A 25,796-nucleotide genomic window follows, 5' to 3' on the forward strand; every position below is an offset into this window, starting at 1 on the left:
CAGCTACCCGCAAAGGTCCGAAAAAGATGAATCTGCAGGACACGTCCGCACTGCCGTCCGCTCAGATCGAGTCGCCATTGCCTACGGCCACTCCCGGCGAACCCTTCAAGGAAGCGGCCGCTGACGGTTTCATCCTTGGCGGTTTTACCTGGCAGCACGTCTTGCCGGACACAACCCGCCCGGTAGTCATCATCAACGCCGCCACTTCCGTGCGTTGCCGTCACTACTCGCGCTTCGCTGATTACCTGTTTGCCAACGGCTTCGACGTGATCACGTTTGACTACCGAGGCATCGGTGAATCACGCCCGGCATCGCTCAAGGAACTCGACGCCTCATGGACCGACTGGGGATCGCTGGACTTTGAAGCGATGCTCAGACGCGCTCAGCGTGAATTCCCCGGACAACCCATCGATGTCGTCGGCCACAGCTTTGGCGGCTGCGCAGCAGGCCTGGGAGCCTCCGGGCATGTGATCCGGCATTTGGTCACCGTGGGTGCTCAGTTCGCTTACTGGCGCGACTATGCGCCCGCCCATCGCTGGCGAATGTTTGGCAAATGGCACCTGGTAATGCCGCTCGTCACGATGATCTATGGCTATTTCCCCGGCAAACGCCTCGGCTGGCTGGAAGATACGCCCGCTGGCGTCGTCCGTGACTGGAGCACGCCCACCGATCGCTACGAGAAGCGCCCCAGCGGGCGCGTAGCCCACGCAACACACGGCCAACTGCCGTTCGCCAGGGTCAGCGCAAAAACCCTCGCCATCAGCATTAGCGACGATCCTTACGGCACCATTGCGGCCATCGAACGCCTGCTTGGCTACTTCACCCACAGCACAAACACACACTTGCGAATCGAGCCGCAGGACATCGGCGAACAAGAAGTCGGACATTTCGCCTTTTTTCGCAGCGCATACCAAGCCACACTATGGCCCATTGCATTGTCCTGGCTGCAGACCGGCGAACTGGCCCCCGATACACCCGGGCGGCGAGTGCCACGCAGCTGACGCTGTGCCCACTCAACGAATTACGGAACGACGCTCATGGCCTCCGCCAACAAGCAGAACAAACGCGCCACCCGCGCCAAAGCCAAGGCCAAGCAGAACCGCACCCAACGGGCTGCCGCACCGGTCGAGCTGGATCCGAACGATGATCGCATCGACTTCGAATCGGTGGACCTGACCGAACTGTTCAAGATAATGATCGACGCCGAAAAAACCAGCCAGCAAGCGATGTGCGTGGCCTTCCTCGAAGATCCGCTGCTGGAACTGGTGTACGAACAGGAAGGAGAAGAAGGTGCGATGGACTTCATCCTCGCGGCGCTGATCGAATATCGCCAATGGTCCACCGAAGTCGACGAAGCCGGCGCCCTGGCGTGGATCGAATCACCAGCCTTCCAGGCTGACTACGTGGCGGCGTCCGACGCCATCGCAGCCCAAACCCAACAGAAACCGAACTGAGTTCCCATGGCCTCCCTGAACAAACAGCAAAAACGCGCCAAACGCGCCAAGATCAAAGCCAAGCAAATCAATATCCACGGCCGCAAACCTGCCGCACTGGACGATGACCTGGGGGAAATCGGCGAGCCGATCCCGGAATACACCCTGGCGATGTTCAGCAAAATGCGCGACGCGGAAGCCACCAGCCGTGGCGACATGCTGAATATCCTGCTGTCGGACCTCGCCGGGATCATCAGCGACCATCCGGAACTGCTGGACATGGAAAATGCCGACAACGAAGCCATGGCCGCCACTCACCTGGCCGCCGACATGCTGATCGACTACCGCATGTGGACCGATGGCATGGACCGCGATACCGCACAGGCCTGGCTGACCGATCCACAATTCATCACCGACTTCGGCGATGCGCTGGACAGCTATCGCCAGGCGCTGGATGCGCAGGAAGAAAAGGCCGAGTAAATAATCGCCTTCACAAACAAAAACGGCCGCTAGTCATCACTGACAGCGGCCGTTTTTTTTCTTTTAACACCACAATCAGGCAGCAACACCTTCCAGGCGCGGGATTTCAAAACCCAGTTTGGCGCTGGCATAACCCAGCTCGCCTTTGGCGATGGACTGAGCCTTGAAGCCTGCAGCGATCAGGTCCTGCACATACAGCCTGTTGTAGATGAACATGAAAACGAGATTGCTGAGGCTGAACGTGAAGCAGGCAATGACGAACATGATCGCCGCCCACTTGATGTCACCACGGAACAATGCCGGGAAAAAGCCGAAGAAAAACACGGTCCACGAGAAGCCGATTGGCGCTTCTTTCATGGCTCCGGTTTGAGGGTTTTTGAATACAACCGATGTAAACGCCATGCCTGACTCCTTGATGCCCCGATGGGTTGGCTGAATGACCGGGCTAGCTCCATGCAGCTCTTTAAACGGCAAACACACGCAAATGCATCGTGACTGACGTCAGATGAGAGGAGCAGGCAAGGAAGGGTCGAGGGCTTTAGCCAGGAAAGGCTGGTGGTGTCGAACAATCCATGTCCTGAAACTCCATCGCATCCCGCAACAGCGAGATACACATTCGACGAGAAGGCTACTATCTCGCCATCATCGTGTCCATCAGATCGCCAGACGATCAATCGACTGAATGAAAGCAAAAACGACCGCGATCATTGCTGAAGGCGGTCGTTTTTGATGTTTCACCCGCATTGGGCCTGTGTCAGATCACTCAGCGAACTACCGCTGCGATCAACTGTTCGTTGCGACGACGGCGGGCGACAAACAAGCCCGCAGCCACGACCAGCAAGCTCAGCAGGCCGGTCGCGAGGATTTCCACGCGATGGGCCTCCTGGAACAGCATGATGGTCAGTGCGCCAACGATGAACACGATCACCGCATAGGTCAGGCCCGGGAACAGCCACATGCTGAAGGCGATTTTCTCGCCGCGCGCCATACGCTGCTTGCGCATGCGCAGTTGCGAGAAGGCGATCACCAGGTACACCAGCAGCGCGATTGCGCCGGAGCTGGCCAGCAGGAATTCGAACACGGCAGCCGGGGCCACGTAGTTCGCAAACACGGCCAGGAAGGCTGCGCCGGTGGACAACATGACGGCCCAGTACGGCGTGCCGCTGTTGTTGGTGCGTTGGGAAATGGCCGGTGCATCACCGCGCTTACCCAGGGAGAACATCATGCGCGAAGCGGTGTACAGCGCCGAGTTCAGGCAGCTGGTCACAGCAACGAGAACGACGATGTCGACGATCAGCTTGGCGTTCGGGATGCCCATGCGCTCAAGCACGGTCTGGTACGAACCGACGCTGGCCAGAATCGGGTCGTTCCATGGCACCAGGGCCACAACGATGAAGATCGACACGAGGTAGAACAAGCCGATCCGCCAGATCACCGAGTTGGTGGCCTTGGAGATTTGCTGGCCAGGGTTCTTCGATTCGGCGGCCGCGATGGTCACGATCTCGGTGCCCATGAAAGAGAACATGGTCGTCAGGATCGCGCCCAACACCGCGCCCATGCCGTTTGGCAGGAAGCCCTGGGTGTCGAACAGATGCGAAACGCCGCTGACCTGGCTGTTCGGCAGGAAGCCGAAGATCGCCATGATGCCCAGGCCGATGAAACCGATAATCGCGATGACTTTGACCAGGGCGAACCAGAATTCGAACTCACCGTAGTTTTTCACGCTGAACAGGTTGGTCACCGTCAGCAGCAAAGTAATGATCAACGTGAATGCCCAGATGGCCACGTTCGGGAACCAGGCATGCAGGATAGTCGCGGCGGCGTTGGCCTCCAGCGGGATGACCAGAACCCAGAACCACCAGTAGAGCCAGCCAATGGTAAAGCCGGCCCAGTGACCGATCGCGCGATCGGCGTAGGTCGAGAAGGAGCCGGTGTCCGGCGAAGCTACGGCCATTTCGCCGAGCATGCGCATTACCAGCACTACCAGGGCACCGGCGGCAGCGTAAGCCAACAGCACGGCTGGGCCTGCGGCGGCGATAGCGTGGCCAGAGCCGACGAACAGGCCGGCGCCGATAACCCCGGCGATCGACAACATGGTCACATGACGCGGTTTGAGCCCCTGTTCGAGGCCATTAGAGCTTTGGATACTGCTCATTGAAACTACCTTTGTAAGGGAAAGCGATTTGCATCCATCCCGCTCGGTGATCCTTCTCGTAAAAAGAAACCAACGGGGCGTTTCGAAATCTGCACGCAATATTTGCGCCAAAATGTTTCAAAACCCTCTACCTCGGTGATCTCGTCTTGACCGGACAGTCATCGCAAGTCATTGAGAATACTGGCAATTCGCCAGAGCGTTACCCTGCGACCCACTTTAAAGAAGAGCCGGCGCACCGGAAACACACCTGAAAATCTGCTGACGCACAATAAAAGTGCGCAAGAGGAACGTTTGGCCGGTTAGCGCTTCCAACACCCCGCCAAAGCTGGCAACATCGCGCCCTTTTTTGGGACAGCCCCGCCCTTTTTATCAACAGGCAGGGTTCAAACGGCTGTTCGGTTGATAGCAGCGCGACAGTCTGCTGTACCGATGCGACAACCTGCCACACGCCACCCGTTTACCGCCCGAAGCGCTGTTGGCTGCCATTCAGACGCTATGCTAGCTTGGCCGCCTCGCCAGGAAGGCCACCAACAGCAGGAGCGAAACACTATGAGGAACGCACATGGCTGAGGCCACGCCCGCGCTTGAAATCCGCAACTTGCACAAACGCTACGGACAGCTTGAGGTGCTCAAAGGCATCTCGCTGACCGCCCGCGACGGCGACGTGATCTCGATCCTGGGTTCTTCCGGTTCCGGCAAGTCCACGTTCCTGCGTTGCATCAACCTGCTGGAAAATCCGCATCAGGGCCAGATCCTGGTGGCCGGCGAAGAACTCAAGCTCAAAGCCGCCAAGAACGGCGAACTGGTCGCAGCCGACGGCAAGCAGATCAATCGCCTGCGCAGCGAGATCGGTTTTGTATTTCAAAACTTCAATCTCTGGCCGCACATGAGCGTGCTCGACAACATCATCGAAGCGCCGCGCCGCGTACTCGGTCAAAGCAAAGCCGAAGCCATCGAAGTCGCCGAAGCCTTGCTGGCCAAGGTCGGCATCGCTGACAAACGCCACGCCTATCCGGCGCAACTGTCCGGCGGCCAGCAGCAACGCGCCGCCATCGCCCGCACACTGGCGATGCAGCCCAAGGTGATCCTGTTCGACGAACCCACCTCCGCCCTTGACCCGGAAATGGTCCAGGAAGTACTTAATGTCATCCGCGCACTGGCCGAAGAAGGCCGCACCATGCTGCTGGTCACCCATGAAATGGGTTTTGCCCGTCAGGTCTCCAGCGAGGTGGTGTTCCTCCACCAGGGCCTGGTAGAAGAGCAAGGATCGCCACAGCAGGTGTTCGACAACCCGCTTTCGGCGCGCTGCAAACAATTCATGTCCAGCAACCGCTAACGGAGCTAACCGCATGCAGAACTACAAAAAGGTCTTCCTGGCCGCCGCCGTCACCCTGGCCTTCAGCGCCGGTGCCATGGCCGAAACCTTGAAGATGGGCATCGAAGCGGCCTACCCGCCGTTCAACAACAAAGATGCCAGTGGCAATGTCGTCGGCTTCGACAAAGAAATCGGCGACGCCCTCTGCGCCAAGATGAAAGTCGAGTGCACCGTGGTCACGTCTGACTGGGACGGCATCATCCCGGCCCTGAACGCCAAGAAGTTCGATTTCCTGATCTCCTCGATGTCGATCACCGACGAGCGCAAGCAAGCGGTGGACTTCACCGACCCGTACTACTCCAACAAGCTGCAATTCATCGCGCCGAAGGACAAAGAGTTCAAGACCGACAAGGAATCCCTGCAAGGCAAAGTGATTGGCGCACAACGTGCGACCCTCGCCGGCACCTGGATGGAAGACCACATGCCTGGCGTTGAAGTCAAACTCTACGACACCCAGGAAAACGCTTATCTGGACCTGACCTCCGGTCGTCTGGACGGCATCCTGGCGGACAAATACGTCAACTACGAGTGGCTGAAAAGCGACGCGGGTCGTTCGTATGAGTTCAAGGGCGACCCGGTGGAAGAAAGCGACAAGATCGGTATCGCTGTACGTAAAGGCGACACCCTGCGTACGAAGCTGAACCTGGCCCTGAAAGAAATCGTTGAAGACGGCACTTACAAGAAGATCAACGACAAGTACTTCCCGTTCAGCATCTATTGATTCTGACCTGCCGGACCGGCGCCGTACTTTAACGGCGCCAGTCCCCGGCATTGCCTGCCGCGATTGAAAAGAAATCCATGACTATCGATCTCTACGGATTCGGCCCGGCGCTCGCCGCTGGCGCGCTGATGACTGTGAAACTGGCACTCTCGGCCCTGTGCCTGGGGCTGGTGCTCGGTCTGCTCGGCGCCTTGGCCAAGACCTCCCCGTACAAGCCGTTGCAATGGCTTGGCGGCACTTATTCGACATTGGTTCGCGGTATCCCCGAGTTGCTCTGGGTGCTGTTGATCTACTTCGGCACGGTCAACCTGATGCGTGCCCTGGGCGAGTTCTTCGGCAATCCCGACCTCGAACTGAATGCTTTCGCCGCCGGCGTGATTGCGCTGGGGCTGTGCTTTGGCGCGTACGCCACGGAAGTGTTTCGTGGCGCGATTCTGGCGATTCCCAAAGGTCACCGTGAAGCCGGCGTGGCCCTGGGCTTGTCGAAATTTCGCATTTTCACCCGACTGATCATGCCGCAGATGTGGCGCATCGCCCTGCCGGGCCTCGGTAACCTGTTCATGATCCTGATGAAGGACACCGCGCTGGTGTCGGTGATCGGCCTGGAAGAAATCATGCGTCACGCGCAAATCGGCGTGACCGTGTCCAAGCAACCGTTCACCTTCTATATGGTGGCCGCGTTCATGTACCTGGGCCTGACCGTACTCGCCATGAGCGGCATGCACTTGATGGAAAAACGCGCCGCTCGCGGCTTCGCGAGGAGCACCCAATGAACTGGGAAATCATCATCAAATGGCTGCCGAAACTGGCCCAAGGTGCAACGCTGACCCTGGAACTGGTGGCCATCGCCGTAATCGCCGGTTTGTTGCTGGCGATTCCACTGGGCATCGCGCGCTCGTCGCGCCTGTGGTGGGTGCGGGCATTTCCCTACGGCTACATCTTTTTTTTCCGTGGCACGCCGTTGCTGGTTCAACTGTTCCTGGTCTACTACGGCCTGGCGCAGTTCGATGCGATCCGTAACAGCTCGATGTGGCCGTACCTGCGCGATCCGTTCTGGTGCGCCACCGCGACCATGACCCTGCACACCGCGGCCTACATCGCCGAGATCCTGCGCGGCGCGATCCAGGCGATTCCACCGGGTGAAATCGAAGCGGCGCGGGCGCTGGGCATGTCCCGGGCCAAAGCGCTGTTCTACATTATCCTGCCGCGTGCGGCGCGCATCGGCCTGCCGGCCTACAGCAACGAAGTGATCCTGATGCTCAAGGCCAGCGCTCTGGCCAGCACCGTGACCCTGCTGGAACTCACCGGCATGGCTCGCACCATCATTGCCCGGACCTACCTGCCAGTGGAGATCTTCTTCGCCGCGGGCATGTTCTATCTGCTGATGGCTTACGTGCTGGTGCGCGGCTTCAAGCTGCTGGAGCGCTGGTTGCGCGTCGATGCCTGCCAAGGGCGCTGATTCCCACGTGCTGACGGGCGAGGCCCTACTCGCCCGCTTCGCTGCGCTGGATGCTTTTCTGATTGAGCATCAGGCGCTGTGGAAACCTCGACCGTTTACTTATCTGCACCTTCCTTGGGAAGCGTCCTACCCGGAGTTGGCGCTTTGGCTACGCGGTCGGTCGCTTGAGGACGCGGAAAGCAGTCATAACCAACCTTGTTTGCTCGATGCGCCGCAGCCGTTTGCATCGTTGGCGGCGATGTCCCTTGAGTTGAGTGCGGTGGGGGCACTGCCAGCACACGCGCTGGAAGCCGCCGGACACCGATTAAATGTCGATGTGCCCGGCCGTAAGTGGCAGCAGATCGAAGCCTTCGCCAGTCGCCTGTCATTTACCGCGCCACCGAAGCATTGGCTGGATTGGTGCTCGGGCAAGGGACACTTGGGCCGACGCCTGCTGCAAACAGGGCAACAACTGACCTGCCTCGAATACGACCCGGCGCTGGTTTCCAGCGGCGAAGCACTCAGCCAACGCCATCACCTTCATGCGCTGCATGTCGAACAGGATGTGCTCGCACCTGACGCAGCTTCTTTATTGAAGGCTGATCACACCCCCGTTGCACTGCATGCCTGTGGAGATTTGCACGTACGGTTGATCCAGCTCGCCAGCGCAGTAGGTTGTAAACAACTGGCCATCGCGCCGTGTTGCTATAACCGAATCAGTCTTGCTGCTTACCAGCCACTTTCCTCGGTCGGTTCGCGATCCGACCTACAACTATCCCTCGACGATCTCTCACTGCCGATGAGCGAAACCGTCACCGCCGGTGCACGTGTCAGACGTCAGCGCGACAGCTCCATGGCCCGGCGCCTGGGTTTCGACCTGCTGCAACGGCAACTGCGCGGCATTGACGAATATCTGCCAACCCCTTCCCTGCCCAGCGCCTGGCTGGATAAATCCTTTGCCGATTACTGCCATCATCTGGCCGCACTCAAAGAGTTATCCACAATCGGCCCGCAAGATTGGTCAGGACTGGAAGCCGCTGGCTGGCAACGCCTGGCCGAAGTGCGCAATCTGGAGCTGTTGCGTGGCCTTTTCCGACGCCCGCTGGAGCTTTGGCTAGTGCTTGATCGGGCACTTTTCCTAAGTGACCAGGGCTATACCGTTCGTCTCGGCACCTTCTGCGAAACCCCGCTCACGCCGCGCAATTTCCTGCTGCTGGCGGAACGTCCTTAAACAGTCTCAGCCTGTGGATAAGTCTGTTGATGAAATTATCGTGGATCCAATATAGCCGCCTGTTTCAAGGCTGAAACGCAACTGTTCAATTTTCGTACACTCGTTAAAAAAACCGAAAAAACAGGTATTTGCGGATAAATGAGAACGGGTCCACAAAAAGCCTAATGAAGGCAGCAAGCCACCGCACCTGTTGTGCATAAGCATTCATTGCAAAGGACATAAGTGCCTAATCCGGGACGTCACTGGCGGAAAATTGCGCCGCTTCCCCACTCTTGTTATACAAACAGCCAACGGCGCCGACAGCGCGGCCACGAACAAGAAAATCCGACCGACAGGATGCGACAGTGACGTTTATTTCCTACGCACAGAATTTCGAAGACATACGCCTGTGGCGCGCCCTCAAAACCGTTGAAAACGGCTTCTATATCGACGTCGGCGCCAACCACCCCACCCACGACTCCGTGACCAAAGCCTTCTACGACCGTGGCTGGACCGGCATCAACGTCGAACCGATGCCCAATTACTACGAAGCCCTGCGCCAGGAACGTCCCAAAGACACCAACCTGCAATGCGTGGCTGGCGCAAGCGCCAACGACCTGACCTTCTACGGCATCGCCGGCACCGGCCTCTCAACGCTCGACCCGGCAATTGCGCAAATGCACAAAGACGCCGGCATGGACGTGCGCAGCCAAACCGTCCAGTCCCGCACCCTGACCTCCATCTGCGAAGAACACGCCCAGGGCCGCCCGATTCATTTTCTGAAAATCGACGTCGAAGGCCACGAAGAAACCGTGCTGCGCGGCATGGACTTCACCCAGTGGCGACCGTGGGTCATCCTCATCGAAACCCCATGGGACCGCGACCAGACCTGGGAAACCCTCGTCACCGGTGCCGGCTACCACTCCATCCTGTTCGACGGCATCAACACCTACTACCTCGCCGAAGAACACCTGAACCTCAAACCCGCCTTCGACATCCCGCCGTGCAACCTGGACGAGTTCCAGTTCTGCAAAGGCCACAACTTCAGTCACCCCGTCAGCGACGCCGAACACCAGCTCGCCGCCGCCCTGCAACGCGCCGAACAGGCCGAAGCGCAGCTGCGCGCGATGCAAAATAGCCGAGCCTGGAAAGCCATCCAGAAACTCAAGAAAACCCTGCTTGGCGCCTGACTTGAAGGCTGCGTAAAAATAGTCTGAATTCAGGGGTTTACAGAACCAATCCAATCGCTATAATCGTCGCCCTAACACGCCGGTATAGCTCAGTTGGTAGAGCAACTGACTTGTAATCAGTAGGTCCCGGGTTCGACTCCTGGTGCCGGCACCATACAAGGTTCCAGAGAAGGCTTTCAAAATCTCTGGAACCCCCGAAAAACCCGCCTTCTGGCGGGTTTTTTCGTTTTAGCGTTCCATCGGTTTCCGTCAGAAACTGGTGGATTCCAACCGTTTTAAGGGTAGAGTTTGGGATACAGGTCACTTCGATAAAAGGGAGTACCCTTATGTCGCGCACCACAGCTCCGCTCTCCGACGCAGCTTGCCGCTTGGCAAAACCTACAGACCGCGCCTACAAGCTTTTCGACGGCGATGGCCTCTACCTCCTAGTCCAACCCAATGGCCGCAAAGGCTGGCGGCTCCGTTACGTCAAACCTGACGGACGCGAAGGACTGACCTCGTTCGGCAACTACCCCGTCATTGGCCTCGCCGATGCGCGCCGCAAGCGCTTGGAAGTTAAGCGAATGCTGGCGGATGGCGTTGATCCTATAGAGACCAAGCACCAAGCCAAGGCGGAAGCCGTAATCAAAGGCAGAACCTTTGAAAGCGTTGCGCTCGACTGGCATACGGAAATGTCGGCCAAGTGGGCACCAGGCCATTCCAAGACAGTGATGAGCCGCCTCAAAACCCACGTATTCCCGCTGATCGGCGCAAGCGCCATTGTTGATCTCGACACCCATGACCTTATGCAGCCCTTGGAAGCGATCAAGAAGCGCGGAACGATCGACGTTGCTTTAAGGGTACAAAACTACCTGCAGAGCATCATGCGCGAGGCAAAGCGCCTCCGGCTTATCACCATAAACCCTGCTTACGATCTCGAAGGCTCGATCAAAGCCCCGCGGGTGGTACATCGCCCCGCTCTACCCTTATCGCGACTGCCGGAACTGCAAGTAAAAAAGGGGACAGATTTATTTTTACGGGTGTCGACTGCCGGTGCCGGCGCAATAAAACAATGCCCTCGTAAAAATATGAGGGCTTTGTTGTTTCCTGTGTTTTGCTTTTTTATAAAGCAGGGAGCAATCAATCAAACCCCGTAGAACCCGAAAGCCCCTCCCAAGCACCAATCTCCCCCTGCAACCGCGCAATCTTCTCCCGCACCAACCTCACCGCATCCTCACCCAGCAACAAATGAACCGGCGGCTCTTCCGCAGCCACCAGAGTCAGCAACGCCTGCGCAGCCTTGTGCGGATCTCCAGCCTGCCTGCCACTCTTCTCTTCCCGCGCCTTGCGCACTGGATCGAACACCGCATCATAGTCACCCAAGGTGCGGCCGGAGCGGATCATCGAGCGCCCCGCCCATTCGGTACGAAATGAGCCCGGTGCCACGGCGGTCACATGGATGCCCAGGTTTTCGACTTCTTTGGCCAGCGCTTCGCTGATGCCTTCCAGGGCGAATTTGCTGCCGCTGTAGTAAGCGATGCCCGGTAAGGTGATGAAGCCGGCCATGGAGGTGATGTTGACGATATGCCCGCTGCGCCGTTCACGCATGCCGGGCAACACTGCTTTGATCATTGCCACCGCGCCAAACACGTTGACGTCGAACTGGTGCTGCATTTCAGCCAGCGGCGATTCCTCGAGAATGCCTTCGTGACCATAGCCGGCGTTGTTCACCAGTACGTCGATCTGCCCCACTTCGCGCAGGATGTCAGCCACCAGCGGTTCGATTGCCGGGAAATCGGTGACGTCGAGCACGAACGCTTTAGCACGACGGGCGTCCAGCGCTTCGAATGCGGCACGTTCGGATTCGCGCCGCACCGTGCCAACCACCGTGTGCCCTGCCGCCAGCGCTGCTTGAGAAAAGGCCAGGCCGAAACCTGAACTGACGCCGGTGATCAGGAAAACCTTGTGAACGTGGGTGTTCATGCTGCGTTCTCCAATAAAAACGCCGTCGATAGTGATCGACGGCGTTGTGGACAAGCTAACTCTTGTCTTAGTGACCGGCGCTCTGGCCGCCGTCGACGTGCAGAATTTCGCCGGTGACGAAGTTGGCGTTGTCCAGATACACAACCGCCTGAGCGATGTCGCTGATTTCGCCCATGTGGCCGACCGGGTGCAGGTTGCCCAGCGCTGCGTGGGTTTCTTCGCCGTGCATCGGGGTCTTGATGATGCCAGGGGAAACCGCGTTCACCCGAATCCCGCGCTTGGCGTACTCAATCGCCAGGGATTTGGTCGCTGCGTTCAAACCACCTTTGGTCAGCGAGGCCAGTACCGACGGCACACCGTCAATTGCGTGGTCTGTCAGGCTGGTGGTGATGTTGACGACGTGGCCTTTGCCTTGTTTTTCCATCTCGTTGATCGCGAGTTGGGTGATGTAGAAGAAGCCGTTCAGGTTCACCGACAGCACGTTGGCGTAGTCCTCGGCGGTATACGCGGTGAACGGTTTGGCGATGAAGATACCGGCGTTGTTGACCAGGGTGTCGATGCGGCCAAAACGTGCGATGGCTTCACGGATGACTTGCTGTGCGACTTCCGGGTTGCCGATGTCGCCCGCCACGGTGAGGATGTCCGGGTCGGTGGACGGTTTGATCGAACGCGAAGTGGCGACAACTTTGTAATCCAGCTCGCGGAAGGCTTTGACCATGCCGGCGCCGAGGCCTTGGGATGCGCCAGTGATAACGATGACTTTTTTCGAATTGCTCATGATGAACCTCTACTAATTAAGAATGGTTTGAAAAAGTAATTAATCAGGCTTCGGCGGGGGCCGCGGCCATTTGTCTCAACATTTGCTCGTAGTACTCGACCGACTGCGAACCGGACACCAGGTGGCGACCGTTCAGCACCATGGCCGGGACCGAATTGATGCCGCGCTGGCGGTAAAACTCTTCAAGCTCACGCACTTCTTTGGCAAACGCGCCGGACGCCAACACCTCTTGAGCAGCCGCCGCATCCAATCCCGCTTCAGCCGCCAGACGAACCAGCGTCTCGCGATCGCTCGGGTTCTGGCCGTCGGTGAAGTAAGCGCGGAGCAGGATTTTCTTGAGAGCGACCTGCCGCCCTTCCTGCAACGCCCACAACAGCAGCCGATGCGCATCAAACGTGTTGTAGAAGTGGGTGCGCTTCTCCAGATCGAACTTGAAACCGATGGCCGCGCCACGTTCGATCTGCATCGCTTTGCCGGCGGCGACGTCTTGGGCGGTTCGTCCATATTTGCGCATCAAATGCTCGACCGCTTTCTCACCGACCGCCGGCATGTCCGGGTTCAACTCGAAAGGCTTGTAGGTCAGCTCCACCGAAATTTCGCCAGCCACGTTCTCGATCGCTTGCTCCAACGCCGTCGCGCCCAATGCGCACCACGGGCACACCACGTCGGAGATGAAATCGATGGAGACGGACGCGGTCATGACTTGCCCTCCGCCTCTGCCAGCTGCTTGCGGTACTTGGTGGTGGTGATGCCGGCGTAGCCCCAGTTATCGGTGTCGACTTCTTCGATCACGATGTGGGTCAGGTGCGGATCCTTCTTCAGGACGCGTTCCAGGGTTTCAGTGATTTCGGCGATCACCTGAGCTTTCTGCTCAGAGGTAACGCCATCGCGGGTGATGCGTACGCTTACGAAAGGCATGAGGAATCTCCAAGTGACCTTCCCTTCGGAATGAATGGGTCGGCGTTGGAGCTCAATGTAGGGAGTTCGCTGGAGGGGATAAAGGTGGGGGCGGGAACATCATTAGTTACTTGGTGTAATGATTTCCTCGCTGGGAAGGCACTAAAACTGTTTGCATCAAAAATGAATGATCGGCCAACTCCCATTTACCGCAACGTTTAGATACCGCCAAAAAATGGAGCAACATTCATGACAATTCAATTTTTCGACAGTCCGTTCCATGTCACGCACGATGAGGAAATCGCCAACAAAATGGTAGGGGACGTGGAGCTGTCGATAGTCACTGATTGCCCCCAAAAGCCTGGCGTCGAAGAGAATGAGGCTGGCAGTTGGGATGTGGGTCACTCACGGATTCCCAAACCTCAAGACCAGTGAATCACTGAAGTTCTCCCCCCACGCCACCACCTAGCCACGATTGCGCATCCGCCGCCCTCAAGCTACCTTCAGACCGTCGCTGCCAATTCAGCGACCGGGCCTGAGAACCCGAGTAAGATACAGGCGCACAAGCGCCCATAATCACGATTGTTGGCGTTTTTTTGTGCCTGCATTTCCGTGTAATGGCGGCTGTGCGTGGGAGACCTTCGGGTCTGCCGGGTTCCTGTATCTCCGGTTTCTCAGCCCGCGCATAGCTGCCACCCATTCGCCTGAGAACGAACGTGGTAGCTCTAACTTGATTCAGGAGTTTTTGCTGATGCCCGCTATCGTTCCGTTCAAAATTTGCGCTACGTCTCCCCCGCTCCACGCCCACCACCGCCCAAAAACCGGAGGTGCCCAATGACCAACCCCAAAGACCTCAAAACCATCGGCCTCACTCCCTTCTCCTACCACGCCAACGAACCGCTCTTCCGCATCAACGCCGGCGTCCCGGTGATCGAAGCCCTGTCCCACGCCTCCGATCTGCTCCACGTCGCCAAACTGCTCGCCTCAGACGCGGCCATGGTTCGCGACACCGACCGGCATGCCTGGGCATCGCATTATTTGCAGGATATGAGCAAGGCGATCATCGATGATGTGGTGAAGGTGCTCGATGCACCGTGTAACAACCAAGCCACTAACGTCGTACCGTGATCTGAATCGCACGCATGAAAAAGCCCCGAATCAATCGGGGCTTTTTGCATCAATGAGAGGGCGTTGGCATATGCCTTGTGCGCAAAAACGAATCCACGTGCATAAAAACGATCATTAAATGGGCCTTTTGCACAAAAACGATCACAACCTTAAGCGTTATCGACGCTCACCGTTTCCACAGTGATCTGTTTCAGCGCATAAAACGGCGCAAGCGCTGCCTCATCCGCCGAAGCACCGGTAATCAACCGCCACTCCCGCTCAATCGGCGTCCAATGCTGTTGCCTTGCACGCCCCAGCTTGTCAGTGTCAGCAAGCACAACAATCTGCGCCGCTCGCTTGATGATGCATTCCTTGAGATAAGCCTGCTGCGCACTCGCTTCACACAAACCAAACTCCGCAACAACACCATCCGCACCCAAAAAGGCCTTGTCGACACTCAACCGGCTCAACGTCAGTTCCGCCAACGGTCCCAGCGTGCTCATGCTCGAACCGCGCAAGTCGCCGCCGATCAACGTCAACCGAATACCCGGCGCATTGGCCAGGGTCATTACGGCCAGCAGGTTGTTGGTCACCACATGCACGTCTTGTCGCGAGCACAAATGATGGGCCAGCGCAGCGCATGTGGTGCCGCCGTCGAGCAGGACGGTATCGCCGTCCTGGACGTGCGCCGCCGCCGCCAGGGCGATGGCGTCTTTCTGTTCCCACTGGGACGTTTTGCGTTCTTCGAGCGAGGCTTCCGGCTCATGTACGCCGATCACCGCAGTCGCGCCGCCATAGGTGCGCACCAGGTGCCGCTGTTTGGCGAGCATGGTCAGGTCGCGCCGTACCGTGGCTTCCGAGACTCCGAGCGCCGCGCTCAATTGCTCGACGTTGGCATCGCCAATGCGTACGAGATCGAGGATGGCGCGGTGGCGTTCGGAGGCTTTCATGGCGGGTCTCGTTGTGTGGACGGTGGTCGATCTTACACGACCACGCGCCTGCGCCTCATCCCCGTCGCGTGGCAAGCTCGGCGCCCTGGCGCAGTGCTTCGAGCAGGCTGCGTTCATCGGCGATGCCTTTGCCGGCGATATCAAATGCAGTGCCGTGGTCGACCGAGGTGCGGATCACGTCCAGACCCACGGTGACGTTTACGCCCGCTTCCAGACCGAGCACTTTGACCGGGCCGTGACCCTGGTCGTGATACATCGCCACCACCAGATCGAAGTCGCCGCGTCCGGCGCGGAAGAACAGCGTGTCGGCAGGCAATGGGCCGGTGACGTCGAGGCCGCGTTCCTGCAACAGCTTCACCGCCGGGATGATTTTTTCTTCTTCTTCGCCATAACCGAACAAGCCGTTTTCACCGGCATGCGGATTGATCCCGCACACGCCGATACGTGGCTTGGCGATGCCAGCCTTGATCAGTGTCTCGTTGCCGCGCTCGATGGTGCGCTGGACCAGGCCCGGCTCGATCTTGCGGATCGCGTCGATGATGCCGATGTGAGTCGTAACGTGAATAACGCGCAGTTGCGGCGCCACGAGCATCATTGAGACTTCATCGACGTTGGTCAGGTGCGCGAGCATTTCGGTGTGGCCGGGGTATTTGTGGCCGCCGGCGTGCAGCGCTTCCTTGTTCAGCGGCGCGGTGCAGATCGCATCGATCTGGCCAGCCTCGGCGAGTTGCACGGCGCGGGCGATGTATTGATAAGCAGCGTCGCCGGCGATGGGCGACAGCACGCCGAACGGCAGGTCGTCGGGAATCAGATCGAGGTCGATGCAGTCAATGGTGCCGGCTTCGTACAAGGCTTGGGAGGCGTCTTCAATGCGGCGCACTTTGGCGCTGCCGCCGACGATGACGTTGGCTTGTTCGAGGCGACGGGCATCGCCGATCACCAGTGGCCGGCATTGTTGGTAGACGATGTCATGAGTGAGGCTCTTGACGATGATTTCCGGGCCAACACCGGTGGCGTCGCCCATGGTGATGCCGATGATGGGCAGGTAGTTAGTCATAGTGTTCATTGGAGTCCTTGGATTCGTGTGCGTGTGGGCGGGGAGCGATCGGCGCAGTCGCTCAGGTGTTGCCATGCCGCATACAAGGCGTGATCGGTGCCGAACGCGCCTGCCTTGGTAACGATGCCGGGACGATGCCCCTGCCGGGAAACGGTCGGGCGGGCGAAGGCGACGCCGGCTTCGATTTCCGTGAGCAGTTGCAGGCTGTCGATGCCGACGGTAGTCAATATTGCTCGCGCGGTTTCGCCGCCGGTGGCGATCAGGCCGCCGACCTTGGCGAAGTGCGGTTCGACCAGCACAGCCAGCATGGTCGAGAGTTGCGCGCCTTCCTGGGGATCGAACGCTTCATCGCGGCCGATGCGCAACAGCAGATCACTCCAGCCGTCCAGTTGTTCGCCGATGCGTGATTGCCACATCGACCAATCGCCATGGGTTGTGCCCTGGCGAAGGACTTCTGGCGGGACAACCAATTCGCTGACGCCGCCACGTTCTTTGAGCAACGCGCACTGGCGCTCGCAGACACCGGAAAGGCTGCCGACGAGAATCAGGATCGGCGCCTGGCTTTTTTCCAGGGCTGCGGGTTCGACGGCCGTGAACCGTGCTTCGCAGAAGTCCGGAAGACTGGCGATTTCCCGTGCAAGGCCACCTGAGCCGATCCAGAACAGCGGCTGATCCATCGACGCGGTCAGGCGAGCGAGAGTCAGCAGGTCGTCTTCTGTTTGTGCATCGACGATCAACGCTTGCGTGCCGCTGCGGGCGACTTCGGCAATGTGTCGGGTCAAGGCATGTTCATCGCCGCGCAGGGTGTCGAGGTTCAGTTTCGCCGTGCTCAGGCCTGCAGCGACCAGCATCGCTTCAACATCGGCCGGGCGGTCGGCGTTTTCCAGTTTCCAGGTATCGGTGGTTTCCAGCGGTTGACCGTTCACAAACACCCGGCCACCGAGCAACGTACGCCCGGTGGCGGGAAACGCCGGGGCAACGATAGCCAGGCCCGCCAGCGGTTGCAGAGCGGCGACTTCAGCCGCCCAATTGCCGCGCAGCGTCGAATCGATTTTTTTGTACAGCCGTTGCCCGGGTTGATGCAGCACTTTGAACGCGGCGACGGTACGTTCGGCGGCCCGCGCCGGTGAAAGGCGCCGGGTGTCCGTGTCGGCGGCAATCACTTGGGCGTCAGCCTTGTCATTCAAGGGGTCGAGGGTGACGACGGTTTCCATGCCCATGCTGGCAAAGCCGATGGCGCAATCCGCTGCGCCGGACAGATCGTCGGCGATGATCAGCAGCCTCATCGCAAGATCTCCTGCTTTGGTTCGAGCGCGGGATCAGGGATGACGACAGACTTGCGCTGCTGCACGCGCTTGGCGACGGCGGCTGTGAGCAGCGGCGCGAGAATCGCGGTGACCACGACGCAGGCGGCCACCAGAATGGTCGCGCTCTTGGCCGCTTCGGCGTACACCGGGTTGGCTGCGGCGATCAGCGCGGGCACGGCGGCCGCGTTCCCGGCGGTAGTGGCTGCGGCAACACCGGCGACGCCCGTGCCACCGGTCAGGCGGTCAGCGAAGAACAGCGGGATACCGGTCACTACGACCACCGCCACGCCCATGCCCAGACCCAGCAAACCGGCCTGCCAGACATTATGCAGATCCAGGCTGGCGCCCAATGCCAGGGCGAAAAACGGAATCATGACCGGAACAGCCTTGGCCAGGAAATCGCGCATGTCACGGTCGAGATTGCCCAACAGCATGCCGAAGGCAAGCGGCAGGATACTGCCCACCAGCGTCGGCCACGGGAACGCCGACAGGCCGGCGATACCCAGGGTGACCATCGTCAGAAAGGGCCCGGACTCCAGCGACATCACCGAATAGGCGCCGACGTCTTCGGATCGACCGTATTGCCCCATCAGCGCCATGTACAAGCCGCCGTTGGTGTCGTTCATCGCGGCAACAACCGCCAGGGTCGATACACCGGCGAAGAGGCCCGACGAAATCGGCTGCTCGCCCAAAAAGTGCCCAAGCACAATACCAATCAGAACGGCGATGCCTACCTTCGTCGCCAACAGTGTGCCGCCCTTCTTGAGCAGGTAAGGCGTGGCCTTGATATTGATGCTCGCGCCCATGCAGACATAGAACACCGCGAGGATAGGTAATGCCCCGGTGAACAGTGCATTGGTGAAAGAGCCGAAAAACTTTGGTGTGTCGGGAAGGAAGGTAGCCACCAGCGAACCGATCAGCAGCGGGACAATCATCATCCCGCCAGGGATGCGTTCAATGGTGCGCTTGATAGGGATCTGGGCCACGAGGGTCTCCTTTTATAATTGTTTGGTAAGACGTTTGTCACCTCGAAACTGACTGAACCGATCATTTCGTGATTGATTCAGTCAAATTTATCTTAGGCCCTGGTTACGAATTGCGCAAATCAATCATTCAAATGATCGTTTTGATCATTTGTGGAAGAACTAATGTGACAAGCTGCTCATTCCCTCCCTTTATAGGAAGCGCATTGAAACAAGCATCATCGATACAGAGAATCGACCCAAGAGCGCGAAACCGACTGCCTTCAGGTGGCGAAAGTCGGCGTTAGGGACCTCGTTGATGACTTGAATATCAGCGCTAGGGTGAGACCTCTTTGAAAAGCAGCCTTTAAGGCTGCTTTTTTATTGGCGAAAAAAAGCCCCAATCAGTCGGGGCTTTTTCTGTATGTTGCCAGCGTCATCTACAAGGACGCTGCAAACGCCTAGAGCGCTCTACTTGAATAGTTCTGAATGACTTCCGAGATCAACAAATGTGATCAGGTCGGAACGTGTGTGCTCATAGATCATCAAAAAATCACCGCCAATATGACATTCTCGGAAACCGATCCAATCACCCGTCAAAGCATGGTCAAGGTACTCGGGAGGTAAAGCCTCCCCCAGAAACAGCATGATCATCACTTGCCGGACCTCATTCATATCACGACGTCCAGCTCGCTTGTAACGTTCCCACGACTTCTTAAATACCGATGTTTGTGCACATTGTTTAGGTAGTTCAGCGCGCTTTTGCTTGTTCGCCGGTTTCGCCATCAGCATCCCTCAGCATTTCGTCTATCGAATCGAACTGCTGGCGAATATTTCGTGCTTCCATCATGGCGCGGGCTGTCTTCTCCGATGGGACGCGTACCTCAAAAGGGAGCCCCTGAGTCGCAACAACCTGACGGAGAAAGAGACGCATGGCATCACTGATGCTCAGGCCGCACGCGCTCAAGACTTCAGTTGCACGCATCTTCAAATCCTCATCAATGCGGCAACGCACATCAGTGGTTTTCAGCAATACACCCATAAAAACGTCCTCACCGTGATTTTGTAGCTACATTGGCGCTACCTCTGCATTGTGGTCGAGCGTACCGTTTTCGGTCAATGTCGAGTTGATAAGCGGAGTTATAGACTGGATTGTCATGTGCTATTTCAGCTGTTTCCGCAGAGGCTAACTATCAGCCCGATCCCCATTTTTTTAGAGATACGTCCGAAGACAACGCAGGAAATAATCCCCTGCGCTGTGAGTTTCGAACCCCAAAAAAAATGCCCAAACCTCTCGGTCCGAGCATTTTTTTGACCCTGATCACCCACCCTTCCCGAAAAACCCCGACTCTATGTCAGCCTCCAGCCATCGGACGCAGAATCATTTCGCTACTAAACTCGGGACAAGCGTGTTCATGTGCAGGATTATAGCCAGCACGTATCGCCCAACCGGCGGTCAGGTACTCAACAATAGCCAGCCCACATTAGAGGGCATTACCCAATGGATAGCAGAACCCTACGCAACCTTATGCGCATTGTTCAAACCGGCTCCTTGTCGGCGGCAGCAGAGCATTCGTGTTTAACCGTGCAGGCATTGGCTGCACAGTTGAACAAGGTCGAAGAACAGTTTGGTTTCAGGTTATTTCGTCGCTCCAACAAGGGATTGACCTTGACCACGCAAGGCACGGAACTCACGCCTTATATGGACAAGGTGTTGGTTGCCACGCGGCAACTTGAGGAAAAAGTGGCGGCGTTGAAGGTGCCTGGGCAGCGCACGCTCAAGGTGGCGCTGAACACCACGCTGTCGGGAGACTTCAATCGACGCATGATCGGACGCCTGATCGAGGTGTTTCCCGACTATCAGCTGGAATTCAGCTACGCCGAGTCGATGGAGAACCTCAGCAAGCTGAAGAACGAAGACTTCGACCTGGCCGTGTTGATCGGCCCGCAGCAGCCGGGGTTGCCGAGCATTATCCTGCCCGAGGTCCAGGTGCAGGTTGTCGGTGCGCATTGCGGTCAGGAAAATGACCCGCTGGTGTTGCTTGGCAACAAGTTTCAGGTGCGTCCGGCAGACGATTGTCCGTATTCCCACAGCTTCTTGCGCTTTCTCGACGCCGGTCTTGGCAATTACGAGTCGGGCAAGCGGATGGTCTATTCCTGCAGCGAAACCCTGACATTGTCGTTGATTACGCAAATGGATGGCCTCGGCATGGTCTCGCGTGATGCGGCACAACGTAACGGCTTGACCATTTTCCCCGGTTTCGAGGATGCCCTCGAAGTTCGGCTGGCGATCAATAATCCTGAGTTGTCGGGCCAGGCCTTGCACGATGTGGTCGACCTGCCGCTACATGAACGAGCCGAGCGCAATGTACGCAGCCGTTCCCAGCGCAACGGAGAGAAAGAGGTTTTTGCTGAAATACGCACATAACAACGTCGGAATCGCGGCATAGAATTCCGGGCGATCGAGCTGCACGTGCTGATCCTTGATCAACAACGGCGTGACGCTGATTGCAGCGACGATCGCCACCGGCAGGTATTCCAGCGCCCGGGCGACGAAGGGCGGCCAATGGTCGGTGTTCACTTGCAGCGGCAATGCGCGCGGCAAGAAGGTCACCGCCATCATCAGCACGACGACCAGAATCAGGAACGTTTGGTCAGGCATACGCCCACTCCACAGCCGACGAAAGTGGCGGTAAACACGTTAAACGGCGAACTGCCGACCAGGCTCAGCGCACCCATGCAGGCGACGGCGGCCAGTGCGGCGATGAGTTTGTTGCGCGTGTTGCACAGCGACACCAGCACGTAGAGCATCATCGCGGTCAGCGCATAGTCGAGTTGATATTTGATCAAGTGCGCCGCGTACTGCGCGCAAATCGCTCCCAGCAAACCGCCGAGCACCCACGAGGTGTGGCAATACAGATTGAAACCGATCAGGTAACGCACGTTGACCGGCGCGCCCTTGCCCAGTTTGACGCTGTGGAAAGCGAACGATTCATCGGTCAGCCCGCCCGCGTAACACCAGCGCTCAAGCCGGCTGAGCCCCATCGCCTGCAACGCCTTGGCCATGTAGACCGACATCAGCATGTGCCGCGCGTTGATCAGAAACGTGGTGAGGATGATGGTGGTCAGCGAAGCACCACTGGAAATCAGTGCCAGGGCGGCGAACTGCGAAGCGCCGGCGTAGACAAACAGGCACATGGCAACGGGAAGCCACACGGGCAACCCGGCATTCACCGCCATCAAACCGAAGACAAACGACACCGTAAAGTATCCCGCAACCACAGGGCTTGCTTCGGCGAAGGTGCGCGAAGCGTGCGGCTCGACCATCAGCGGCGGGCTGCTGGACGTCTCATTCATAGGTCCCTCTCAAATGTTCTTTCGCCGCGCGGTTCGCAAAAACCCTGGGCACTCCAAAAGCGTTGGCCGGCAAGGTTGGCATCGTCGACAAACAGGAACATGCGCAGCACGCCCACGCGTTTCATGTCGGCCGAGGCGGCTTCGACCAGTCGTTGACCAACGCCCTGGCTGCGATACTCGGGGCTCACTGCCAAGTGGTTGATCGTGCCGCGGCTGCCGAGCATTCCGCCCAGCACCGCGCCGACGATTTCGCCACTGACATCCAGTGCGATAAACGCGGTGGTGGTCTTCTGCACCAGCACACCGCGCAGGCATTTGGCGTCCTGCCATTCACAGAAAGAGACTTCTTCGAATTGCCGAAAGAAGCGTTCCAGGCGCTGTGCATCCTTTGCCGTGGTGCGCCGCAGCATCACCGGTGCGGGGCACTCGGCGAGGCTGGTCACGGTGTTGTACTGTTCAGCGAACAATGTCGAAAGCGGTCCCGGGCCGCGAGAAAGAGATCGCCAGAATCTGCCGGTACGCCATGTCGTGAGAATGGGTATTGCGGGCAGGGGTCACGTAGTGACGCATGTCGCGATCGAGAAAGTAGGTGGTGTCGAGGATTTCCTGATAAGTCGTCGAGGCCAGGTGCTCTTGATTATCGGTGTCGTACAAACGACTCTCCGCGCCGTCAACGTTATTGCGTCCCCAGAAGTGCACGCCGCTGAACGGATAACCGTCGCAGTGAATCCCTTCCGGGGTGATTTCCACTTGTTTGCCTGGCTTGATCTCGATGCGGATCTGATGAATCTGGCATTGCCAGATTTCGTCGTGCAACTCCGGCGGCAAGACGTTTTTGTACACTTCGAAATCCGTGTCGATCAGGCTGCGCATCACCGGCGAATTAATGATTTCTTCGGAGAAGTCCTGGAAGTGCCGAACCATTCCGCCAACGTAGCTGTTGTTGGCTTTGGACTGGATATAGGCGCGGTGCTCAAGTTGCTTCAGGTCGCGGGTGACCGGGTTGTATTCAAAATCGCTGTAGCGGCGATAGCGCATGCCCGCCTCGGACTGACCGTAGTAGCTGTCCGGCTCCATGTTTTCCCAACTTCTGGTCAGTCTGACGAAATCATTGAAATGACCGTAAAGATTGAAGTCAGCACCCCGGACATTGGCATATTTGTCACGCCGTAGAAATTCGCCCACTTCTTTGTTCAAAACGATCATTTTAAAAATCTCCGTGCATTTAGCTGCCTAATCTAGAGAGCACAGGATTTACGTCCATGAGAAAGAATTTGAGGCATATCAAGCGCTGCTTGAAACGGAGCATGACGTTGCTCGAATTCGACTTTTCATGATCGAAAATGGCCGTTTTATGCGTTTTTCGACGGTTCTCAGTCAAAAAAAAACCCCGAACCAGTCGGGGTTTTTTGAGTGAAAAACTCAATCGATCATCAGAAGATGTTGATCGGGTAATCCACGAACACACGCACTTCATTACCGCTGACGTTGTACTCGCTGGATTTCTGCGACACGCGCAGGATCGAGCTGCGCAGTTTCACGCTCAGGTCTTTGGCAGGACCGCTCTGAACGACGTACTTGAACTGGTTGAAGATTTCGCGCTCGGTGCCACCGTCGCTGGTGGAGGTGGTGATGTTGTCACCGCGCACGTAGGCGACGTTATAGCTCAACCCTGGAACACCGAAGGTGCCGAAGTCCAGGCCGTAGCCCAGTTGCCAGCTGCGTTCGTCTTCGGCGTTGAAGTCGGACCAGTAGGAGTTCGCCAGCAAGATCGTATTGCCACCGTCGCCGACGCGGCCTTGGTCTTTCTGGTAACCGCCATACGGGTAGCCCAGGTTGCTGTCGCCGGTGCTGCGCTGGTGAGCGAGCGTGAACGAGTGCGGGCCGGTGACGAAGGTTGCTGCCAGGCTCCAGATCTTGTTGTCGTCACCGGTCGCGCCGCTCTCGCGGACGTAGGAATCGTCCAGCTTGGTGCGGTAGCCGTTGAAGTCCAGGGTCAGGGATTGATCCTTGTCGATCGGGAACACGTAGTTGGCGTTCACGTATTGCTTCTTCAGCACGTCTTCGACATCGGAGGCGTACAGCGCAGCCTTGAACTGTTCGGTGAACTGGTAGCTGCCGCCCAACACGTTGATCGACTTCAGGCCACCGCTGTCACGGCCTTCAGCGCTTTTGCGCGATTCGGCGGTGAAGCGACCGGCATTCAGTTCCAGGCCTTTGATCTCCCGGGAGGTGATCAATGTGCCGGTGTAGCTTTCCGGCAACAGGCGCGAGTTGTCGTAGTTCAGAACCGGCAGGACCGGCATCTGGTCGCCGTAGGTCAGCGTGGTGCTGGAGAGACGGAATTTGACCGCTGCGCCGCCCTTGGACAGGTCGTCAGCTGCGTTACCGCTGTCGCCCTTTTTAAAGAAATCGATACCTTGAGCGCCGGTGCGACCTTTGCCGCCATCCAGGCGCAGCGCGTACAGACCGAAGGCGCCCACACCCACACCGACGGTGCCTTGGGTGAAGCCGGACGAGAACGTGCCGATGGCCGCTTGGCCCCACTCGGCTTTGTCCGCACGACCGTCTTTGTAGTCACGATTAATGTAGGCATTGCGCAGCAGCACGTTGAGGCTGCTGTCTTCAACGAAGCCCTTGGATTGGGACTGATCGTCCGCCAAGGCCTGTGTAGCGCTCAACATCCCCAGAGCGATCAGGCTGATTCGCTTGTTCAACATTTTGTTTTTTTTCCTTAAGACCGATTGATACGCGCTGTGTCGAACGGCTGAAACGGCGCTATCGCACTCTTTTTTCACCCCAAAACAAAAAGGCCGCCCACGAGTAAATCGGGGCGGCCTTCTTATTGTTTTGTCAGTCATGGCGGTTAGCCACAGGCGTTGGGCGCGATCGTAGCCGCGCCTCGAACACTGTGTCAATTTGATGAATGGCCTATAGACGGCGACCTGCAGACTCTGAATATCGCAGACCTGGCGCGGCCAGAAATACCGAGTTCACTCCCACAAAGTAATCTGCGGTGATCACTAAAAACCTTCGCCCATAAAAAAGCGCCGCCTTCCCGGCAGCGCTTTTAGCAATCCTTTGTTTATTCTTCTTATCCTTCCATCACATCCCACAACGCGTCCAGTTCTGCCTCGCTGAATAAACCAGCAGGGTAGCGCTCGATCATCATCCGGCGCGGATCAGGTTTTCTGATCTGACGCGTTCCATTGGACTTCAACCAGTGCGCCAGAACCTGGAGCGATTCGCTATTAATTGCCAGGGGATGCAACGCCCGCTCGCTCACTACGTTCATTTCGGCGTTCATTTCAGCGCTCTCTCCTGGTTCGTGAGCGGCTAACTTATCCAAGGTTTATGACAGAACATCGCAGTTCTCCCCCTCCCTGTTTCACATCGTGGGAGATACAAGAGCTGTGC

30 protein-coding genes, 1 tRNA gene and 1 pseudogene are annotated in these 25,796 nt (G+C 57.9%); 14 read left to right on the forward strand and 18 right to left on the reverse strand.

The genetic code is table 11. The annotated features are described in order from the left end of the window. Positions 1-26: 26 nt before the first annotated feature. From HNR03_RS27835 to HNR03_RS27845, 3 genes are read left to right on the forward strand one after another with little or no spacing between them, the layout of a single operon-like run. Positions 27-1,001, forward strand: a complete 975-nt coding sequence (locus HNR03_RS27835; protein WP_259157262.1) for an alpha/beta fold hydrolase — start codon at positions 27-29, stop codon at positions 999-1,001. A 36-nt stretch (positions 1,002-1,037) separates the two neighbouring features. Further along, complete coding sequence (locus HNR03_RS27840) at positions 1,038-1,454, forward strand: hypothetical protein (RefSeq protein WP_259157263.1); 417 nt, start codon at positions 1,038-1,040, stop codon at positions 1,452-1,454. A 6-nt stretch (positions 1,455-1,460) separates the two neighbouring features. Further along, entirely contained in the window at positions 1,461-1,913 is a 453-nt protein-coding gene (locus HNR03_RS27845) for a hypothetical protein (RefSeq protein ID WP_259157264.1), read from the forward strand. A gap of 75 nt (positions 1,914-1,988) precedes the next feature. Here the strand turns inward: HNR03_RS27845 and HNR03_RS27850 are convergent, their stop codons facing one another. After that, positions 1,989-2,315, reverse strand: coding sequence for a hypothetical protein (locus HNR03_RS27850; protein ID WP_090176809.1), 327 nt, complete (start codon positions 2,313-2,315; stop codon positions 1,989-1,991). Positions 2,316-2,676: 361 nt separating this feature from the next. Continuing rightward, positions 2,677-4,068 carry a GABA permease gene (gabP, locus tag HNR03_RS27855; RefSeq protein ID WP_222589372.1) on the reverse strand — a complete coding sequence of 464 codons (1,392 nt, stop codon included), beginning with the start codon at positions 4,066-4,068 and terminating at the stop codon, positions 2,677-2,679. 562 nt (positions 4,069-4,630) lie between these two features. Between gabP and HNR03_RS27860 the strand changes: the two genes are divergently transcribed. The 8 genes and pseudogenes from HNR03_RS27860 to HNR03_RS27895 all read left to right on the forward strand — a co-directional run. Next, positions 4,631-5,404, forward strand: coding sequence for an ABC transporter ATP-binding protein (locus HNR03_RS27860; RefSeq protein WP_027922189.1), 774 nt, complete (start codon positions 4,631-4,633; stop codon positions 5,402-5,404). Positions 5,405-5,417: 13 nt separating this feature from the next. Next, positions 5,418-6,164, forward strand: a complete 747-nt coding sequence (locus HNR03_RS27865) for an ABC transporter substrate-binding protein (RefSeq protein ID WP_222589371.1) — start codon at positions 5,418-5,420, stop codon at positions 6,162-6,164. Between the two features lie 77 nt (positions 6,165-6,241). Continuing rightward, positions 6,242-6,937: an ABC transporter permease gene (locus HNR03_RS27870; protein WP_090176818.1), complete on the forward strand. Its 696-nt coding sequence runs from the start codon at positions 6,242-6,244 to the stop codon at positions 6,935-6,937. After that, a complete protein-coding gene (locus HNR03_RS27875) occupies positions 6,934-7,623 on the forward strand; it encodes an ABC transporter permease (protein WP_208670505.1) in 690 nt (229 codons plus the stop codon). Before HNR03_RS27870 ends, HNR03_RS27875 begins: the two co-directional genes overlap by 4 nt. Next, entirely contained in the window at positions 7,604-8,833 is a 1,230-nt protein-coding gene (locus HNR03_RS27880) for an SAM-dependent methyltransferase (protein WP_259157265.1), read from the forward strand. The genes HNR03_RS27875 and HNR03_RS27880 overlap by 20 nt, the downstream gene beginning before the upstream one ends. 344 nt (positions 8,834-9,177) lie before the next feature. After that, on the forward strand, positions 9,178-10,002 hold the full coding sequence (locus HNR03_RS27885) for an FkbM family methyltransferase (protein ID WP_259157266.1): 825 nt from the start codon (positions 9,178-9,180) through the stop codon (positions 10,000-10,002). Positions 10,003-10,080: 78 nt separating this feature from the next. Further along, positions 10,081-10,156, forward strand: a tRNA-Thr gene (locus HNR03_RS27890). A gap of 172 nt (positions 10,157-10,328) precedes the next feature. After that, a pseudogene (locus HNR03_RS27895) lies at positions 10,329-11,006 on the forward strand (tyrosine-type recombinase/integrase); the annotation flags it as partial. Positions 11,007-11,121: 115 nt separating this feature from the next. Here HNR03_RS27895 and HNR03_RS27900 read toward each other — a convergent pair. From HNR03_RS27900 to HNR03_RS27915, 4 genes are all read right to left on the reverse strand, one after another. Then, the gene (locus tag HNR03_RS27900; RefSeq protein ID WP_259157267.1) at positions 11,122-11,964 is read right to left on the reverse strand and encodes an oxidoreductase; all 843 of its coding nucleotides are present in this window, start codon (positions 11,962-11,964) and stop codon (positions 11,122-11,124) included. A 67-nt stretch (positions 11,965-12,031) separates the two neighbouring features. Next, positions 12,032-12,742: an SDR family NAD(P)-dependent oxidoreductase gene (locus HNR03_RS27905; protein WP_259157268.1), complete on the reverse strand. Its 711-nt coding sequence runs from the start codon at positions 12,740-12,742 to the stop codon at positions 12,032-12,034. 43 nt (positions 12,743-12,785) lie between these two features. After that, positions 12,786-13,442 (reverse strand): DsbA family oxidoreductase, encoded by a 657-nt coding sequence (locus HNR03_RS27910; protein ID WP_259157271.1) that lies wholly within the window; start codon positions 13,440-13,442, stop codon positions 12,786-12,788. Then, positions 13,439-13,660 carry a 4-oxalocrotonate tautomerase family protein gene (locus HNR03_RS27915; RefSeq protein WP_027922199.1) on the reverse strand — a complete coding sequence of 74 codons (222 nt, stop codon included), beginning with the start codon at positions 13,658-13,660 and terminating at the stop codon, positions 13,439-13,441. The genes HNR03_RS27910 and HNR03_RS27915 overlap by 4 nt, the downstream gene beginning before the upstream one ends. A 228-nt stretch (positions 13,661-13,888) precedes the next feature. Between HNR03_RS27915 and HNR03_RS27920 the strand changes: the two genes are divergently transcribed. Beyond that, entirely contained in the window at positions 13,889-14,074 is a 186-nt protein-coding gene (locus HNR03_RS27920; protein WP_259157273.1) for a hypothetical protein, read from the forward strand. A gap of 399 nt (positions 14,075-14,473) precedes the next feature. Beyond that, positions 14,474-14,767: a DUF3077 domain-containing protein gene (locus HNR03_RS27925; protein ID WP_259157274.1), complete on the forward strand. Its 294-nt coding sequence runs from the start codon at positions 14,474-14,476 to the stop codon at positions 14,765-14,767. A 149-nt stretch (positions 14,768-14,916) separates the two neighbouring features. On the opposite strand, the gene HNR03_RS27930 is transcribed toward HNR03_RS27925, so the two are convergent. From HNR03_RS27930 to HNR03_RS27955, 6 genes are all read right to left on the reverse strand, one after another. Next, positions 14,917-15,696, reverse strand: coding sequence for a DeoR/GlpR family DNA-binding transcription regulator (locus HNR03_RS27930; protein WP_259157277.1), 780 nt, complete (start codon positions 15,694-15,696; stop codon positions 14,917-14,919). A 55-nt stretch (positions 15,697-15,751) separates the two neighbouring features. Continuing rightward, on the reverse strand, positions 15,752-16,753 hold the full coding sequence (pdxA, locus tag HNR03_RS27935) for a 4-hydroxythreonine-4-phosphate dehydrogenase PdxA (RefSeq protein WP_090188354.1): 1,002 nt from the start codon (positions 16,751-16,753) through the stop codon (positions 15,752-15,754). A gap of 5 nt (positions 16,754-16,758) precedes the next feature. Further along, the gene (locus HNR03_RS27940; RefSeq protein ID WP_259157278.1) at positions 16,759-18,039 is read right to left on the reverse strand and encodes a four-carbon acid sugar kinase family protein; all 1,281 of its coding nucleotides are present in this window, start codon (positions 18,037-18,039) and stop codon (positions 16,759-16,761) included. Next, on the reverse strand, positions 18,036-19,046 hold the full coding sequence (locus HNR03_RS27945; protein ID WP_310504659.1) for a 2-keto-3-deoxygluconate permease: 1,011 nt from the start codon (positions 19,044-19,046) through the stop codon (positions 18,036-18,038). The genes HNR03_RS27940 and HNR03_RS27945 overlap by 4 nt, the downstream gene beginning before the upstream one ends. A gap of 447 nt (positions 19,047-19,493) precedes the next feature. After that, complete coding sequence (locus HNR03_RS27950; protein ID WP_310504660.1) at positions 19,494-19,814, reverse strand: type II toxin-antitoxin system YafQ family toxin; 321 nt, start codon at positions 19,812-19,814, stop codon at positions 19,494-19,496. Beyond that, the gene (locus HNR03_RS27955) at positions 19,774-20,064 is read right to left on the reverse strand and encodes a type II toxin-antitoxin system RelB/DinJ family antitoxin (protein WP_090176867.1); all 291 of its coding nucleotides are present in this window, start codon (positions 20,062-20,064) and stop codon (positions 19,774-19,776) included. Before HNR03_RS27955 ends, HNR03_RS27950 begins: the two co-directional genes overlap by 41 nt. Before the next feature lie 459 nt (positions 20,065-20,523). Here HNR03_RS27955 and HNR03_RS27960 point away from each other — a divergent pair, with 459 nt between their 5' ends. Further along, positions 20,524-21,450 (forward strand): LysR family transcriptional regulator, encoded by a 927-nt coding sequence (locus tag HNR03_RS27960; RefSeq protein ID WP_090176870.1) that lies wholly within the window; start codon positions 20,524-20,526, stop codon positions 21,448-21,450. On the opposite strand, the gene HNR03_RS27965 is transcribed toward HNR03_RS27960, so the two are convergent. The 6 genes from HNR03_RS27965 to HNR03_RS27990 all read right to left on the reverse strand — a co-directional run bounded on the left by HNR03_RS27965 (position 21,367) and on the right by HNR03_RS27990 (position 25,686). Continuing rightward, a complete protein-coding gene (locus tag HNR03_RS27965; protein WP_259157284.1) occupies positions 21,367-21,684 on the reverse strand; it encodes an AzlD domain-containing protein in 318 nt (105 codons plus the stop codon). The genes HNR03_RS27960 and HNR03_RS27965 overlap by 84 nt on opposite strands. Further along, the gene (locus tag HNR03_RS27970; RefSeq protein ID WP_259157287.1) at positions 21,663-22,379 is read right to left on the reverse strand and encodes an AzlC family ABC transporter permease; all 717 of its coding nucleotides are present in this window, start codon (positions 22,377-22,379) and stop codon (positions 21,663-21,665) included. Before HNR03_RS27970 ends, HNR03_RS27965 begins: the two co-directional genes overlap by 22 nt. Further along, complete coding sequence (locus tag HNR03_RS27975) at positions 22,376-22,789, reverse strand: GNAT family N-acetyltransferase (RefSeq protein WP_259157498.1); 414 nt, start codon at positions 22,787-22,789, stop codon at positions 22,376-22,378. The genes HNR03_RS27970 and HNR03_RS27975 overlap by 4 nt, the downstream gene beginning before the upstream one ends. A gap of 46 nt (positions 22,790-22,835) precedes the next feature. After that, entirely contained in the window at positions 22,836-23,585 is a 750-nt protein-coding gene (locus HNR03_RS27980; protein WP_222589354.1) for a 2OG-Fe dioxygenase family protein, read from the reverse strand. Positions 23,586-23,812: 227 nt separating this feature from the next. Further along, positions 23,813-25,099, reverse strand: a complete 1,287-nt coding sequence (locus HNR03_RS27985; protein WP_259157291.1) for an OprD family porin — start codon at positions 25,097-25,099, stop codon at positions 23,813-23,815. Between the two features lie 374 nt (positions 25,100-25,473). Then, the gene (locus tag HNR03_RS27990) at positions 25,474-25,686 is read right to left on the reverse strand and encodes a hypothetical protein (RefSeq protein ID WP_222589352.1); all 213 of its coding nucleotides are present in this window, start codon (positions 25,684-25,686) and stop codon (positions 25,474-25,476) included. Positions 25,687-25,796 lie beyond the last annotated feature (110 nt).

The organism is Pseudomonas sp. JAI111 (assembly GCF_024809425.1).
In the GTDB taxonomy this organism is placed as follows: Bacteria; Pseudomonadota; Gammaproteobacteria; order Pseudomonadales; family Pseudomonadaceae; genus Aquipseudomonas.

Bases quoted from the DNA above. Each gene is read 5' to 3' on its own strand.
- HNR03_RS27835 (WP_259157262.1), top strand. From the start codon at position 27: ATGAATCTGCAGGACACGTCCGCACTGCCGTCCGCTCAGATCGAGTCG.
- HNR03_RS27840 (WP_259157263.1), top strand. From the start codon at position 1,038: ATGGCCTCCGCCAACAAGCAGAACAAACGCGCCACCCGCGCCAAAGCC.
- HNR03_RS27845 (WP_259157264.1), top strand. From the start codon at position 1,461: ATGGCCTCCCTGAACAAACAGCAAAAACGCGCCAAACGCGCCAAGATC.
- HNR03_RS27850 (WP_090176809.1), bottom strand. From the start codon at position 2,315: ATGGCGTTTACATCGGTTGTATTCAAAAACCCTCAAACCGGAGCCATG.
- gabP (WP_222589372.1), bottom strand. From the start codon at position 4,068: ATGAGCAGTATCCAAAGCTCTAATGGCCTCGAACAGGGGCTCAAACCG.
- HNR03_RS27860 (WP_027922189.1), top strand. From the start codon at position 4,631: ATGGCTGAGGCCACGCCCGCGCTTGAAATCCGCAACTTGCACAAACGC.
- HNR03_RS27865 (WP_222589371.1), top strand. From the start codon at position 5,418: ATGCAGAACTACAAAAAGGTCTTCCTGGCCGCCGCCGTCACCCTGGCC.
- HNR03_RS27870 (WP_090176818.1), top strand. From the start codon at position 6,242: ATGACTATCGATCTCTACGGATTCGGCCCGGCGCTCGCCGCTGGCGCG.
- HNR03_RS27875 (WP_208670505.1), top strand. From the start codon at position 6,934: ATGAACTGGGAAATCATCATCAAATGGCTGCCGAAACTGGCCCAAGGT.
- HNR03_RS27880 (WP_259157265.1), top strand. From the start codon at position 7,604: ATGCCTGCCAAGGGCGCTGATTCCCACGTGCTGACGGGCGAGGCCCTA.
- HNR03_RS27900 (WP_259157267.1), bottom strand. From the start codon at position 11,964: ATGAACACCCACGTTCACAAGGTTTTCCTGATCACCGGCGTCAGTTCA.
- HNR03_RS27905 (WP_259157268.1), bottom strand. From the start codon at position 12,742: ATGAGCAATTCGAAAAAAGTCATCGTTATCACTGGCGCATCCCAAGGC.
- HNR03_RS27910 (WP_259157271.1), bottom strand. From the start codon at position 13,442: ATGACCGCGTCCGTCTCCATCGATTTCATCTCCGACGTGGTGTGCCCG.
- HNR03_RS27915 (WP_027922199.1), bottom strand. From the start codon at position 13,660: ATGCCTTTCGTAAGCGTACGCATCACCCGCGATGGCGTTACCTCTGAG.
- HNR03_RS27920 (WP_259157273.1), top strand. From the start codon at position 13,889: ATGACAATTCAATTTTTCGACAGTCCGTTCCATGTCACGCACGATGAG.
- HNR03_RS27925 (WP_259157274.1), top strand. From the start codon at position 14,474: ATGACCAACCCCAAAGACCTCAAAACCATCGGCCTCACTCCCTTCTCC.
- HNR03_RS27930 (WP_259157277.1), bottom strand. From the start codon at position 15,696: ATGAAAGCCTCCGAACGCCACCGCGCCATCCTCGATCTCGTACGCATT.
- pdxA (WP_090188354.1), bottom strand. From the start codon at position 16,753: ATGACTAACTACCTGCCCATCATCGGCATCACCATGGGCGACGCCACC.
- HNR03_RS27940 (WP_259157278.1), bottom strand. From the start codon at position 18,039: ATGAGGCTGCTGATCATCGCCGACGATCTGTCCGGCGCAGCGGATTGC.
- HNR03_RS27950 (WP_310504660.1), bottom strand. From the start codon at position 19,814: ATGCTGATGGCGAAACCGGCGAACAAGCAAAAGCGCGCTGAACTACCT.
- HNR03_RS27955 (WP_090176867.1), bottom strand. From the start codon at position 20,064: ATGGGTGTATTGCTGAAAACCACTGATGTGCGTTGCCGCATTGATGAG.
- HNR03_RS27960 (WP_090176870.1), top strand. From the start codon at position 20,524: ATGGATAGCAGAACCCTACGCAACCTTATGCGCATTGTTCAAACCGGC.
- HNR03_RS27965 (WP_259157284.1), bottom strand. From the start codon at position 21,684: ATGCCTGACCAAACGTTCCTGATTCTGGTCGTCGTGCTGATGATGGCG.
- HNR03_RS27970 (WP_259157287.1), bottom strand. From the start codon at position 22,379: ATGAATGAGACGTCCAGCAGCCCGCCGCTGATGGTCGAGCCGCACGCT.
- HNR03_RS27975 (WP_259157498.1), bottom strand. From the start codon at position 22,789: ATGCTGCGGCGCACCACGGCAAAGGATGCACAGCGCCTGGAACGCTTC.
- HNR03_RS27980 (WP_222589354.1), bottom strand. From the start codon at position 23,585: ATGATCGTTTTGAACAAAGAAGTGGGCGAATTTCTACGGCGTGACAAA.
- HNR03_RS27985 (WP_259157291.1), bottom strand. From the start codon at position 25,099: ATGTTGAACAAGCGAATCAGCCTGATCGCTCTGGGGATGTTGAGCGCT.
- HNR03_RS27990 (WP_222589352.1), bottom strand. From the start codon at position 25,686: ATGAACGCCGAAATGAACGTAGTGAGCGAGCGGGCGTTGCATCCCCTG.